Below are 13,768 nucleotides of genomic sequence, written 5' to 3'. Positions count from 1 at the left end.
CGTTGCCCCCCAGCTCCAGCGCGGAGCGCTTGTAGGCGGCCTTTTCGGCGATCATCTTGCCCACCGGCACGCCGCCGGTGAAGGTGATGATGTCAATATGCCCGTTGGTGATCATCTCGTCGCCGATATCGCCGGGCCAGCCGGTGACCACCTGGAACATCTCGGGCGGCAGCCCGGCCTCGTACAGGATGTCGGCCAGCGTCAGCGCGGTCAGCGGTGTCAGCTCGGTCGGCTTGCAGACCATGCAGTTGTTGGTGGCGATCGACGGCGCGATCTTGTGGCTGACCATGTTGAGCGGGTGGTTGAACGGCGTGATCGCGGAGATTGCGTTCACCGGCTCGCGCATGGTGAAGATCTTGCGCGCCTTGCCGTTGTGGGTGAGATCGCAGGAAAAGATCTCGCCATCGTCCTTCAGCGCCTCTGCGGCGGCAAACTGATAGACATCCTGCGCGCGCTTGGTCTCGTAGATCGCGTGCTGGTGGCAGATGCCCAGCTCCAGCACCAGCCATTTGGCCAGATAGTCGCGCCGCTCGCCGATCAGCTCGCCCGCGCGCTGCAGGATCCGGCTGCGCTCGTACCGGGTCAGTTTCGGGGTGTAATTCGCCGCGATCTCGAAGGCGCGGGCCGCATGTTCCGCCTTGCCGGCAGGGACATAGCCGACCACCTCGTTGGTATAGGGATAGTGGACCGGCACGGTCTCGTCGGTAAAGACGATCTCACCGCCGATGCGCATTCCCTCGTTGCGGATCCGGGTATTGGACATGGTCTGATCTTTCATAGCTTATACCGCCGCGGCTGTCGTGGCATAGAAGAAGGCGTCGAAGTTGCGCAGAACGGGCGCATCCGGCAGCTCGATCCGGCGGTTGACGATGAAGGGCACCTCCTGCTCGGTCAACCCGCCGTGGCTGCGCAGCGGCTCCTTCAGCGCCGCCAGGTCGTGGCGGTGCTCCGAGGTGCCGATGCAGATGTTCTCGCCCGAGATCATCACGATATCCCCAATCCGGTCGCCCGGCAGCTCGAACCGCCGGATCGCCTCTTCCTTGTCGATGACCAGGATCAGCTCATCGCGCGCCTTGAGACGTGCCATGATGTCGGCCTGGTCGGCGCTTTCGGGCAGATAGGCGGTGGCAAACGATCCCAGCGCGCCGTGATGGACCACGTAAGGATCGGTGATCGGCAGGATCACCCGGGCCGCGCCCTCTCCCAGCCACTCGTCCAGCAGGTCCTGCGCATAGATCACGTTGGGCGAGCCGTCAGCGTGATGCTTGGGCTTCATGCCGTGATCGGCGGTCACCACGATGGCCGCCCCCAGCGCGTCCAGCTCGCCCAGGTAGCGGTCGAACATGGCATGGAAATCCAGTGCACCCTGCTGGTCAGGGGCGAACTTGTGCTGGATGTAATCGGTGGTCGACAGGTACATCACGTCGGGTTTGAACTCTTTCAGAAGCTTGACCCCGGCGGCAAAGACAAACTCGCTGAGCTCCGCCGAATAGACGTCCGGAACCGGCATGCCCAGCCAGGCGCTGGCATTGTCGATGCCGTGCCCGGCCAGCGTGGTCTCGCCCGCGCGTTCCGACGAAAACGCCACCGCCCTGCCCTCGTCGAACTTCAGCCCCGAGCCCAGAAGCGCGCGCAGCTTGTCCTTGGCGGTCACCATCGCCACGCGGTAACCCGCCTCGTAGAACTGCGAAAAGATCGTCGGCGCGCGCAGGAAGCGCACGTCGTTCATCATCACCTCTTCGCCGCTGTCCGGATCGATCAGGTAGTTGCCGCAGATACCGTGCACGCTTGGCGGCCGGCCGGTGGCGATGCTGAGGTTGTTGGGATTGGTAAACGACGGGATCACCGAATACGCCAGCCGGTCGGTGCCGGTCTCGCGCATCCGCTTGAGATTGGGCATCAGCCCCCTGGCAATCGCCACGTCCAGATATTCCGGCTCGCACCCATCCAGGCAGATGGCAATCGCGGGCACTTTCGGCGTCGGATAGACCCGCGCATTCGCTTCGACGGGGGTATGAATGGTCATCTCTTGCTTTCCTCGATCTTCTTCAGGCGGCCAGCTTGGCGCGCTCTTGCAGTGCGGCGGCCGGAGGGGCGGCGCTTGCAACCCCCATCTCGGCCAGCGTTTCCCGGGCGGCGACCACGACCCGCCGCATCACGTGCTCGTCCATCTGCCCGATGCAGCCGATGCGGAAACTGTCCACAACCGTCAACTTGCCCGGATAGATGATGAACCCCTTTTCCTTCATCAGCTCGTAAAACCGGCCAAAGACGAAATTCGCATCCGCCGGGCAGAAGAAGGTGACGATGATCGGGCTCAGCCAGCGACTGTCCAGCAAGGTCTCGAAGCCCAGCTCGCGCATCCCCGCCACCATCACGTCGCGGTTGCGCCCATAGCGCGCGCCGCGCCCGGCAACCCCGCCCTCGGCGGCATGCGCCCTCAGCGCCTCAAGAAACGCGGCCACCACATGGGTGGGCGGCGTGAACCGCCACTGCCCGGTCCTGTTCATGTGCGCCCATTGCGCGTGCACATCCAGGCAAAGCGAATGGCTGTTGCCCTCGGCCGCCGCCAGCGCCTCCCTGCGGGCGATGACAAAGCCGAACCCCGGCACCCCCTCGATGCATTTGTTGGCCGAGGACACCATCGCCTCATAGCGGATCCCGGACGGCTTCAGATCGATCGCGCCAAAGGCCGACATCGAATCGATCAACAGCTTGCGCCCCGCCCCATAAACCGCCTCGGAAATCTCCTCGACCGGGTTCAGGATGCCCGACGAGGTCTCGCAATGGATCGCCACCACATGGCTGATCGCCGGATCCTCGGCCAGGATGCGCGCCACTTCCGGCCCGCGCGGCGGCAGGTAATCGCCCTTGTCCAGAACCACGTGATCGCGCCCCAGATACTTCAGCGTCAGCGCCGAACGCAGCCCATAGGCGCCGTTGGCCAGAACCAGCGCCTTGCCATCCCGCGGAATGAACGAACCCAGCATCGCCTCGACCGCGAAACTGCCCGAACCCTGCATCGGCACGCAGTCGAACTCCTCGCCCCCCTCGCCCAGCAGCGCCAGAAGACCGGCGCGCAGCTCCCGCGTCATCGCCCGGAAATCGTCATCCCAGCTGCCCCAGTCCCGCAGCATCGCCTGCTTGACCGGCCAGGACGTGGTCAGCGGACCGGGGGTCAACAAATACGGCTCCCCCAGCCGGGGGGCTTCAATCTCGGGCGCGGGCGTGCTCATGACGCGGTCTCCAAAAGAAACATCGCAGAAACTATTGCCCCAACAAAACCATTGTGAAAAATTGATAAAAACGATCAAACAATAAAACAAACCTATACATCCAAACAAAACCAAACCCATGGGATACAGCCAACTCAAAGCATTCCACAACGTCGCCAGACTCGAAAATTGGGAGAACGGGAATGTTGACCGGGCAAATGGGATCAACCATGCTTGATCGCAGATTTTGTACTTGGCCTCCGGCCAAGCGAACATTTGTTTTAAAGTCTGGTCCTGTTGATGCCCGGTGAATCGCGAAAGCGATATATTTACGATACACATCGTCTGCGTGATCCTGCGCAAACGCTTGCCAAAGTACGCCCACATCTTGCGCAAATGGGCATTACCCGCGTCGCCAACCTGACCGGGCTTGATCGTGTCGGCCTTCCGACCGTGATGGCAACCCGACCGAATTCCCGTTCGGTTGCCGTCTCGCTGGGCAAGGGCCTGTCACTTGCCGCGGCCGAAGTGTCGGGCGTGATGGAGGCCATCGAGACATGGCATGCCGAAAGGATCGACCTGCCTGTCCGGCGCGCAAGCTATGTTGATATGTCCGCGACGTTGCCAGTGGTGGACGCCGCCCGGTTGCCGAGGGTGAGCGGCTGTGCGTTCGATCCGCATCGGAAGATATTCTGGATCGAAGGGACCGATTTGATTGGTGGCGCGCCCTGTTGGGTGCCTGTCGAGATGGTCGATACGGATTATACCGAGCTTCCCAACAGCGGGCATGGAATGTTTCCGCGCACAACCAACGGGTTGGCCTCTGGCAATGACCTCAGCGAAGCCACCTGCCACGCGATCTGCGAAGTCATCGAAAGAGATGCCACGACGCTTTGGCATTTTCTGAACCGACCATTCAGGATCAACCCTGAAACCATCCATGACGCGCGGTGTTCGGATGCGTTGCAGCGGTTTCAAAATGCCGGTCTCAACGTGGGGATATGGGAAACAACCTCTGATGTCGGGGTTGCCTGCTTTCGGTGCGCAGTTTGCGAAGCAGACGATCTGCCCGGCCACGTTGGCATAGGGGATGGCTGTCATCCTGATCGGAATATCGCGATGCTCAGAGCGCTGACAGAGGCGGCGCAAACCCGCCTGACCTACATATCGGGCGCGCGGGACGATTTGCAGCCATCGGAGTTCACGGCATCCGCCCTTGCGGCCAAAAGCCGGTACATCAAGGAATTGATCGCCAAGTCGGCGCCGAAAGCCTGTTTTCAGGATTGTCCGACAACAGAGTTGACCACGTTCGACGACGATTTGTCGTGGCTGCTCGGTCGCCTCGCGGAGGCGGGAATTGAGCAGGTTGTATCCGTTGATCTGACACGATCCGAGATTGGCATCTCGGTCGTCCGTGTGATCATTCCGGGCCTCGAGGCGCCGCATGACGATCCTGACTTCATCGCCGGGCCGCGCGCGCGCCGTATCGAGGCCGTTGTCTGATGCGGGCGGCGATCTTTGTCGGCCCCACTCTGGCTGCGGACAGGGTTCGCGACATTCTGGATGCCGAGGTTCTGCCGCCCGTGGGGCAAGGCGACGTGTATCGTATCGCACGAAAGCGACCCCAGGCCATCGGCATCATTGACGGATATTTCGAAGGCGTTCCTTCTGTCTGGCACAAGGAGATCCTTTGGGCATTGGATCGGGGCATCCCGGTTTTTGGCAGCGCCAGCATGGGCGCGCTGCGCGCCGCCGAACTGGCGGATTTCGGGATGATCGGAGTGGGCCGTATCTTCGAAGCCTACAGGGCCGGTGCCATCAAGGACGATGACGAAGTCGCGGTTCTGCACGGCCCCGGCGAACTTGGATATACACCGCTGAGCGAACCTATGGTCTCGATCCGCGCAACGGTCGAACGGGCACGTGCTGAAGGCATCGTTGCGCCCGAAGTCGCGGATCAACTTGTAGGAATTGCAAAAGCACTGAACTATCGCGACCGCCAGTGGCCAGCCATTCTTGAACGATTGGATGTCGCATTGAAAAACGGGTTTGCCCAATGGCTGCCTCAGGGACGCGTGGACGCAAAGGCCGATGACGCCCGCGAAATGCTGAACGCCATGTCACGGCATCTGGCGGAAAAACGCGATCCCCCGAAACTGGCGCACGGCCTGGAACCCACGCTTGTCTGGCAAGGCTTGAAGCAGCGGATCGACGCTGAGGTGGCAAAAACGAGCCATCCGGCGGAACAAATTCTGGATGAACTGCGCCTCGATCCCGCTCGTTTTGCCCTGATCCGGGATCGCGCCATGCTGCGGATGCTCACGCAGGAACCGGTGCGCGCGCAAACCGAAGTCGACCGAAAACGGCTGGTCGACACCATGTCACGGCATCGACGTCATCAAGGTTTGTCGCGCAAGGAACACCTTCTCGATTGGTTGCAACAAAACGATCTCGAAGAATCGGGGTACGAGGCCCTTGTGACGGAATCCGCGCGGATCGACGCCATCGCAGAGACAAACTTTGACCGTCTGGGACGTTATGTGTTGAACGAGTTGCACTGGTCAGGGGACTATCCTGCACTCAAGAAACGCGCCCTTGCGAAAGCACGTTTGGTTCCACCAAGGGGGTCTTCGGCATCCCCTGACCGCATGCGTTTGATGATTTGGTATTTCGAAACCGTTCTCGGTCAGACGATTCCGGATAACCTCGATAGCCACATTCAGGCTCTTGGCCTGACCAATCGTGATGCATTTCATGCTATAGTCGAGCGGGAATTTCAGTATCGGACCAGATTGAAAGACGAAGGCCCAGCCGGAGCACAGACCAAAGACTAGACCTCAATTCATTTGATGCAGGGCGGAGGAGATTATGCACAGGCCAATCGACTTGATCGAAGAAGCGCCGGGAACACGGTTCCTCCTCTACCCGCAGTCCCCGTTTCTGGATGCCGAAGCCGAGCTTGAACTGGTCGAGATTTCGGCCCCCCCCGGCACGATCGGGCCGGGGCCGTCCGGTCCGCGCATGTACGCGGTCAACCCGGTGGGAAAGGCAACTCCATATGGCGCAATCGTGCCTGGCCCGAATGGCCCCGGAATGTATCTGCCGCCCTGGGACGGATTCATCCAGCCACCCCCGGTGCCTGACGAGTTCGGAAACTTCCTTCATATCTCCCCCTCTGATCCGGCGTTTGAAGCAGCGCACCTGTTCGGGTCGGCCCATTTCACCATGGATGTCTGGGAGGGGTATTTCGGCCATCCCATCCCCTGGCATTTCGAACAGGATTTCGACCGGCTTGAGCTGTCATTGCTGCCCAGCCTCGACAATGCCCATATCGGATGGGGGTTTCTGGAAACCGGCGGCACCTTCGAACATGGTGGCGAGTACCGGCCCTACAGCCTCAATTTCGATGTTGTCGCCCATGAAATCGGGCATGCCATCATCTACAGCGTGGTCGGCCTGCCCTCGGACGAAAACGCGCCGGGTGAATACTATGGGTTCCACGAATCCGCCGCCGATCTTGTGGCCCTTCTCGCCTCGCTGCATTTCGGTTCGGTGGTCGAGGCGCTGCTGGAAAACACCCACGGCAACCTCTACACCTTCAACCGCCTGAACCGGTTTGCCGAGCTTTCCGAAAACGCGCAGATCCGGATGGCGGCCAATGACTCGGTGCTATCCGAATTCGCCCATGGCTGGTCCAGCGAACATGCCCTTTCGCAGCCACTCACGGGCGCGATGTTCGATATCCTGGTTGATATCTTCCACGAACGGCTCCTCGTTCACGGCCTGATTACCCCCGAGATCGAGGACCTGTCGGATCAGATGGAAGGCTCGCCCGATTATGCCGATGTCATGCAATCCATTTTTGACGACCGCTATGCCATGAACCCCGAAGGGTTCCGCATCTCCTTGCTGGAGGCGCGCGATTTTCTGGGCTCCTACCTCGCCGATGCCTGGAGCATGCTCGACGCCGATATGCTCAGTTATTTCGGGGTCGAAAAGGCGCTGCTCATCGTCGATCAGGAAATAACCGGCGGCGCCTTCCAGCAGATCATCGAAGGCAACTTCCGAATGCGCGATATCGGCCTTGTAAATGCCGGGCCACGCCTTGCCGATCCCGATACCGCCAGTCATGCCGTTTCGGTACGCACACGGGTTCCGGGCTAGGTGCAGGCAAATGGCTTTGTTTTCCCGGCGATTTATGGCATTTTGGAAACAATTCATTTGTTCAAAAATTCCGGCCTGCACACTCGCAGGCCAACACAAAGGGAAGCCGACGGAACCTCCGTCGCCTCCGGATCAACCACAGGGGGAATCTGTCGTGACCGAGTCATTGTTGAGTTTTTCAGAAGTGCTTTTGTTTGGGCGCGTTGTCAGCGATCTTCAAATATCTGCAACGGTTAGCGGCAACAATGCAAAGGCTGCGCCTCCAGCCAATGTTACCTCTGCAAATAAGAAAGGAACTTCAGTTGACGGTATAACCGTTAACCCAGGCGACCAAATCTTGCTTTTGAATCAGGACAATGTAAAGGAAAATGGCCTTTACACGATCACGATGGGTGGGGGAAATGACTGGGAACAGATTCTCCCTCGTTTGAGTAAAGGAAGCTTGGTCACCGTTGAAGGCGGAGCAACGCAAAAGGGTGTCTACGAACAAATCGCAAATTCCACATCTGACAGGCAGGTTTTCGAGCTTTTTGAAGGAACCGGAAGTAGCAAAGGCAGAGGCCGCGGAAAAAACAGCCTATTGGCACGACAACTGGAGGAAGACGCCAAGTTTGCCCGAGTCTACGGTTTCAGTTACGAAGGCACATATTACGAACTGCCAGAACCTGCCGTATTTTTGGTTCATGGCGACGGTATTAGTGCAACGGACAATCTGCCTGGCGACCAAGGCGCTCGGGCACCTGAAAACCCGGCAATCACGGGCGTTGCGTCAGCCGACTATCAAATTTCAAATGACATTCGGGTATGGCCATACGACAAGGCCGATTACACCATCCGCATGGATGTCATGACAGGCATGTTTGAACAGGTTCTGCTCGACATCTATTTCGGCTTCGACAGCCCGGCTATCAGCGGAGCCAAGGTGAGCGGCGCAAAGGTCAGTGGCGCCAAAGTAAGCGGTGCCAAGGTAAGCGGCGCAAAGGTCAGCGGCGCCAAAGTGAGCGGTGCAAAAGCGCGTGGGTCGGGCGACTGAGCCGGCGGCCCCCCCGGCGCTCAAGCGGCTTGGGATTCAGAAACCCGCTTTCCTCAAGCCTTCGACAAAATGTTCGGTATCGTCGGACAACCGGTCGGGCTGAACCTTTGCCCAATGGCTCAGCGAGAAATTCGGGTGCGCCTCCTTGTGCTTGAGCGCTATCGAATGTGCCAATTCCATTTGCCCGGTCTGCGCATAGCTGGCCGCCAGCATTCTTTGCCCTTCGGTGGGGTTGTTCATCTTGGTCACTGAGGCGATGACCTTGTCATATTGCTTGAGGTTGTAATACGCCCCGCCCAGGTGCCACAGGTACTGATCCGGGAAATACGGGTTCAGACGCATCGCGCGTTGCAAATGCTCGATCGCCGCTTCGTTGTCGCCTGAATGGGCCAGCGCATCGGCAAAATCCGACAACAGGTCCGCATCGTTCGGATTCAACGTCAGCGCCCTGCGATATGCGCCAATCGCGGCGTCATGCTCTTTCCTGTAAAGGTGAACAAAGCCCAGTTCGCCGAACCCACGCGCATCGGTCGGATCAAGTTCCACGGCTCTTTGTGCAAAGGACAATGCAGTATCAAGCGCATGCTCCTTGTCCAGGGTCCACGAGTACCGCCAGTCAATGTTGAGCGTTCTCGAAAGCGCCGCCGATGCCCGCGCGTATTTGTTGTCCCTTTCCAGCGCGCGTTCGTACAGCACCTGCGCCTCATGGTTGTCCCAACGGGTGTATTTGAAGATGTGCTGCTGACCTCGCAGCACGAAACCATATGCGGCAAGGTCCGTCGGAACGGACTGCACCATTCTCTGCCGCTCCTGTGCCTCGATCAGAACGGCCGTGGCCGCAACGATGGATTCCGTGACCTCATCCTGGATCACGAAAATATCCTCGATCTCACGGTCGTAACGCTCACCCCAGATCGTCTGGTCATTGTCTGCATCGATCAGTTCGATTGTGATACGCAACCGGTTCCCTGCCCGTCTCACATTGCCACGCGCAACATAGCGAACGCCAAGCTCGCGCGCCGCCAGTTGCGGCGACATCGCCTGCGCCTTGAAAAAGAAGGTCGAGTTTCGCGCAATGACGAACAGGTTCTTGAATTTCGAAAGATTCAGGATGATGTCGTCGGTCAGCCCTTCGGCAAACCAGCTGTCGGTCTGATCCCCGCCCATGCTGATAAAGGGCAGAACCGCAACAGACGGGATGTTGGGACGCTCTCGTTCGGCTGTGTCGGCGTGCGGCCGGATCGTCGCTGCCAGCGTGACACCTTCAACTTCGCTGCGCACGCAATAGGTTTTCACCGGCTCCATGATGTTCTTGAGCGATTTGGCGCCCAGAAACTCGTACCCGAACCGCAACCGGTTTCGGATCTGTTCATAAACGGCCGCGCTGATAAAGACGCGCCCCGGTTCCGCAACCTCCTGCAATCGTGCCGCGATATTGACGTTGTCACCGTGAATTCCACGATCATCCAGCAGGATCTCACCCATGTGGACGCCTGCGCGAAACCGGATTTTCTGATCTTCCAAAGTGGACGCATTCGCGCGCTCGGCGATGCGGTGCAACTCGACGCCGAACCGAACCGCATTGGTGGCGGTGTCAAACATGGCGAGAACACCGTCGCCGCGCACTTCAACCACGCGCCCGTCATATTTCTCGCAAGCAGTCTCGAGTTGCTCCAGCAACGTTCGCAGCGCGCTGTAGGTATCGATCTCGTTCTCACCCATCAACCGGGTGTAGCCGACAACGTCAGCAAACAGGACGGCACCAAGCTTGTGCTGGAACGTTGGATTGTCTTGCTGAATAGTCAAACTTTTTACTCCACTCACCCCGACGAAAAGTACATTTTGCTCACATACCCCCAATTCATAGGTACAAAACGGACAGTTCGCGTGTTTCCCCCTATCGCACCTCGTTGTGATTGGGAGGCCAGCGCCAACTGGAAGACACTGACTTTCCAAAGCTGACGGTCGTGGCCGGATCAATCTCTCGGGCCAAATCCTTGCGATGAAAGTCCCAGTCGCTTTTCAAAAGCCCGACCACGACCATATCCAAGAATTGCCCGTCATTGTACCACGCCTGACGCATCTTGCCTTCGGTCTGGAACCCTACACGCGTCACCAAGGCCTGGCTTCGTTCGTTGTCGTCCCGATAATACGACGTGATCCGGTTCAATCCGAGTTGGCGAAAGGCAAGGTCCAGAACCAACGCGACAGACCGCAGGCCGACACCGTTTCTGCGCACCGATTTGTCTATGAACAGTGCGATAACCGCATCCCGGTTTACCGAAGAAACCCCTTCCAGGCCGACAATGCCCACGACATCTGCATCTTCGGTCTCTACCGCAAACCAGCAACTGCCGTTTTCGGTCATCGGCCCGACGGCCGCTTCCCATTCCTTCTCGGTCGCGGCCAGGCTAAGCGGAACGCGCCCGGTTCGATCAAACGCGGCCAAGTCTTCGACATCCTGAAACCAAGCCGCCACAACCGCAAGATCGCCTTTCTCGATTGGCCGAAGCGAGTAATGACTTGAATGGGAATCTGGCATGTACAGGTTCCTTTTTTTCTTCTCTGGTCGAGAAATTCACTTTCTCAATTGCAACATGAATGAAAAATTTTGTTTGAACTGTATCACAGTTCACAGAGTTGTACCGTTTGAAAAAGAGAGTTGCACTCTACCATGGCTCATAGGTCGATTCTTGCCGATGTTGACCGACCGGGGATGCGATAGGGGCAACTCTGTTTTTGCGCAGTTCGTGCATGTGAGATATTGCTTTAAGCATAAAATTTTAAGGTTAAAATGATTGGGAACCTGTGATAGTCGTTTCTCTGTCCAAATATGACGAATCGCGATGGAGGGGACGGCGATGAAAATCACCATCATTGGCGGCGGACCGGGCGGGCTTTATACCGCACTTTTAACAAAAAAGGCGCGCCCAGATTGGGATATCGAGGTATTCGAGCGCAATCAGGCAGACGACACATTTGGATTTGGAGTGGTGTTTTCGGACGAAACTCTGGACGAGTTCCTAAATCGCGACAGACGTGTTTTTGAACGAATCCGGGACGAGTTCGCCTATTGGGACGACGTGGCGATACATTTCAAAGGAAACGAGATGCGCTGCGGCGGGAATGGGTTCTGCGGCACGTCCCGGCACACGTTGCTGCGCATCCTGCAAGAACGGTGCCTTGAACTGGGTGTACATATCACCTTTGGTGCTGAAATCGACGCGGCCGAACTAAAAAACCAATTCCCTGACTCCGATGTAATCGTCGCCAGCGATGGTATCAACTCGGCCATTCGGGAGCATTTCAAAGCCGGCTTCAAACCGACGACAACCTGGAAATCCAACCGCTTTTGCTGGATGGGATCGACCCGGCCAATGGGGGAGTTCAACTATTTCTTCCGCGAAACGGAATTCGGGCAGATGGTTGCCCATTGTTATCAATATGAAAAAGACCATTCTACCTGGGTCTTCGAGATGGATGAAGCAACCTGGCAGGGGCATGGGTTCAGGGAATTCGACGAAGAAGGCTCGAAAGCCAAACTGGAAGAGATCTTTGCCGATGAGCTTCAGGGGCACCCTCTGTTGTTGAATCGGTCGAATTGGCGCAATTTCCCGCGGATATTTTGCGAAAACTGGTTTGTCGACAACATAGTCATACTGGGTGACGCCAAGGCAAGCGCACATTTCTCGATCGGCTCGGGGACCAAGCTGGCAATGGAATGCGCCATCGCGCTTTCGGACGCCTTGCTCGAACATGCCGAAACGGATGTACAAATGGCGTTTCAGACTTATGACGATTCTCGCCGAACCCCTTGCCAGATCATCCAGCACAACGCGGATGTGTCACTATCCTGGTTCGAACACATGGGCCGGTCGTGGGATATGGACCCTTATCAATTCGCAATGGTCGTAATGTGCCGAGCCAAGTCAATCACCTATGACAACCTGATCGTCCGGGATGCTGAATTTGTACGAAAGGCAGACGACGAGTGGTATGCGCGCCATTTGCGAGAGACCGGTGAAGATTTGACAGTATCCCGACCTACCCCGATGTTTTCCAAGTTCAAGCTGCGGGACATGGAATTGGCTAACCGTGTGGTGATGTCTCCGATGGCACAATATTCGGCAGACCTCAACGGTAACCCAACCGAATGGCATAAAGTTCACTATTGCAGCCATGCAATGGGAGGTATGGGGCTGATCTTCACCGAAATGACCTGCCCGTCCGCCGACGCACGCATTACCGAAGGCTGCCCAGGTATGTGGACGGATAGCCACGAAGAAGCATGGAAGGACATCGTCGATTTCATTCACGCAAATTCGGCGGCGAAAGTTGCGATGCAACTGGGCCATGCCGGACGAAAAGGTTCCACCCAATTGGGGTGGCAGCAGGCGGACTATCCCATTCAGGACAAAGAAGGCAATTGGCCGTTGGTTTCAGCCTCTCCCCTTCCCTGGATCCAAGGAATAAGTCAGGTCCCTGACGAGCTGGATCGCGCAGGGATGGATCGGATCAAGGCGGAATTTGTGCAGGCGACAGAACGCGCAGCGCGGGCCGGGTTCGACATGCTGGAGTTGCATTGCGCGCATGGCTATCTTCTGGCCTCGTTCCTGTCACCCCTCACCAACAGACGCAATGACGACTTTGGCGGCTCTCTAGAAAACCGGGTGCGCTTTCCGCTTGAAGTTTTTGCCGCCATGCGACGCGTTTGGCCCGTTGGCCGTCCAATGTCAGTCCGCGTTTCCGGCACAGACTGGAAGGAAGGCGGTTTAACCGAAGCCGACCTCATCGGAGTAGCCGAAGCATTCCGTGACGCGGGTTGCGATCTTGTCGACGTTTCAGCAGGACAGACTGTCCCTGAACAACAGCCAGTCTATGGCCGTATGTTCCAAACTCATCTGGCTGAAGCTGTTCGTAACGTGCCAAGGATCGCGACAATGGCGGTCGGCGCGATTACAGAAGCCGCTCAAATCAACACAATCCTGCATACGCGGCGCGCCGATTTGGTCGCTCTGGGGCGCCCTCATTTGTGGAACCCATATTTCACTCACCAGGCAGCAGCCTGGTATGGAGCGCAAAATGAGGAGTTCTGGCCACCGCAATATCGGAGCGGTGGCGCGCAAGTATTTCGTGAGGCGGAAAAAAATCGCGTACGGATGCTTGATCTGCAACGGAAAGCCGCACCGGGGCGCCATGTCAGTTAGGCATTGTCGCCCGGCAATCGACCAACGCGTGTTACGTAATCAATTTTTTTGCGTAAGTAGAGGCTTGTCTCAGGAAGCGCGGTGGATTGGAACGGACCGCATTATGGATCTTAGGCCTTGTGAGGATTTTCCGGCAAATATACCTCATT

The 13,768-nt window shown here is 57.8% G+C and carries 11 protein-coding genes; 5 read left to right on the top strand and 6 right to left on the bottom strand.

Annotated elements, in window-relative coordinates:
• From AC2FMY_RS07755 to AC2FMY_RS07740, 4 genes are all read right to left on the bottom strand, one after another.
• A partial coding sequence (locus AC2FMY_RS07755; protein WP_496807201.1) for an aldehyde dehydrogenase family protein occupies positions 1–778 on the bottom strand: 778 nt, incomplete at its 3' end.
• A 3-nt stretch (positions 779–781) separates the two neighbouring features.
• Positions 782–2,026, bottom strand: a complete 1,245-nt coding sequence (gene phnA, locus AC2FMY_RS07750; protein ID WP_496807200.1) for a phosphonoacetate hydrolase — start codon at positions 2,024–2,026, stop codon at positions 782–784.
• Positions 2,027–2,048: 22 nt separating this feature from the next.
• Positions 2,049–3,236 (bottom strand): 2-aminoethylphosphonate--pyruvate transaminase, encoded by a 1,188-nt coding sequence (locus tag AC2FMY_RS07745; protein WP_496807199.1) that lies wholly within the window; start codon positions 3,234–3,236, stop codon positions 2,049–2,051.
• Positions 3,237–3,267: 31 nt separating this feature from the next.
• Positions 3,268–3,600 carry a hypothetical protein gene (locus AC2FMY_RS07740; RefSeq protein WP_496807198.1) on the bottom strand — a complete coding sequence of 111 codons (333 nt, stop codon included), beginning with the start codon at positions 3,598–3,600 and terminating at the stop codon, positions 3,268–3,270.
• Positions 3,601–3,611: 11 nt separating this feature from the next.
• Here AC2FMY_RS07740 and AC2FMY_RS07735 point away from each other — a divergent pair, with 11 nt between their 5' ends.
• The 4 genes from AC2FMY_RS07735 (at position 3,612) to AC2FMY_RS07720 (ending at position 8,412) form a co-directional block, all read left to right on the top strand.
• Positions 3,612–4,718: a YcaO-like family protein gene (locus tag AC2FMY_RS07735; protein WP_496807197.1), complete on the top strand. Its 1,107-nt coding sequence runs from the start codon at positions 3,612–3,614 to the stop codon at positions 4,716–4,718.
• Positions 4,718–6,049, top strand: a complete 1,332-nt coding sequence (locus tag AC2FMY_RS07730) for a TfuA-like protein (protein WP_496807196.1) — start codon at positions 4,718–4,720, stop codon at positions 6,047–6,049. Before AC2FMY_RS07735 ends, AC2FMY_RS07730 begins: the two co-directional genes overlap by 1 nt.
• A 34-nt stretch (positions 6,050–6,083) precedes the next feature.
• Positions 6,084–7,379: a gluzincin family metallopeptidase gene (locus AC2FMY_RS07725; protein ID WP_496807195.1), complete on the top strand. Its 1,296-nt coding sequence runs from the start codon at positions 6,084–6,086 to the stop codon at positions 7,377–7,379.
• Between the two features lie 154 nt (positions 7,380–7,533).
• Positions 7,534–8,412, top strand: a complete 879-nt coding sequence (locus AC2FMY_RS07720) for a hypothetical protein (protein WP_480752004.1) — start codon at positions 7,534–7,536, stop codon at positions 8,410–8,412.
• A gap of 36 nt (positions 8,413–8,448) precedes the next feature.
• On the opposite strand, the gene AC2FMY_RS07715 is transcribed toward AC2FMY_RS07720, so the two are convergent.
• Positions 8,449–10,218 (bottom strand): adenylate/guanylate cyclase domain-containing protein, encoded by a 1,770-nt coding sequence (locus AC2FMY_RS07715; RefSeq protein WP_496747481.1) that lies wholly within the window; start codon positions 10,216–10,218, stop codon positions 8,449–8,451.
• A 91-nt stretch (positions 10,219–10,309) separates the two neighbouring features.
• Positions 10,310–10,954: a GNAT family N-acetyltransferase gene (locus AC2FMY_RS07710; RefSeq protein WP_496807194.1), complete on the bottom strand. Its 645-nt coding sequence runs from the start codon at positions 10,952–10,954 to the stop codon at positions 10,310–10,312.
• A 319-nt stretch (positions 10,955–11,273) separates the two neighbouring features.
• Between AC2FMY_RS07710 and AC2FMY_RS07705 the strand changes: the two genes are divergently transcribed.
• Complete coding sequence (locus AC2FMY_RS07705; protein WP_496747485.1) at positions 11,274–13,619, top strand: oxidoreductase; 2,346 nt, start codon at positions 11,274–11,276, stop codon at positions 13,617–13,619.
• The last annotated feature ends 149 nt before the right edge of the window (positions 13,620–13,768 follow it).

The sequence above is a fragment of the Ruegeria sp. YKSE079 genome, assembly GCF_059612845.1.
The sequence above is the reverse complement of the archived record's forward strand: the minus strand, read 5'-3'. Positions and strand labels throughout refer to the sequence as shown.

What these genes read in the sequence shown, in the direction of transcription:
- phnA (WP_496807200.1), bottom strand. Translation starts at nt 2,026, where the DNA reads ATGACCATTCATACCCCCGTCGAAGCGAATGCGCGGGTCTATCCGACG.
- AC2FMY_RS07745 (WP_496807199.1), bottom strand. Translation starts at nt 3,236, where the DNA reads ATGAGCACGCCCGCGCCCGAGATTGAAGCCCCCCGGCTGGGGGAGCCG.
- AC2FMY_RS07735 (WP_496807197.1), top strand. Translation starts at nt 3,612, where the DNA reads ATGGGCATTACCCGCGTCGCCAACCTGACCGGGCTTGATCGTGTCGGC.
- AC2FMY_RS07730 (WP_496807196.1), top strand. Translation starts at nt 4,718, where the DNA reads ATGCGGGCGGCGATCTTTGTCGGCCCCACTCTGGCTGCGGACAGGGTT.
- AC2FMY_RS07725 (WP_496807195.1), top strand. Translation starts at nt 6,084, where the DNA reads ATGCACAGGCCAATCGACTTGATCGAAGAAGCGCCGGGAACACGGTTC.
- AC2FMY_RS07710 (WP_496807194.1), bottom strand. Translation starts at nt 10,954, where the DNA reads ATGCCAGATTCCCATTCAAGTCATTACTCGCTTCGGCCAATCGAGAAA.
- AC2FMY_RS07705 (WP_496747485.1), top strand. Translation starts at nt 11,274, where the DNA reads ATGAAAATCACCATCATTGGCGGCGGACCGGGCGGGCTTTATACCGCA.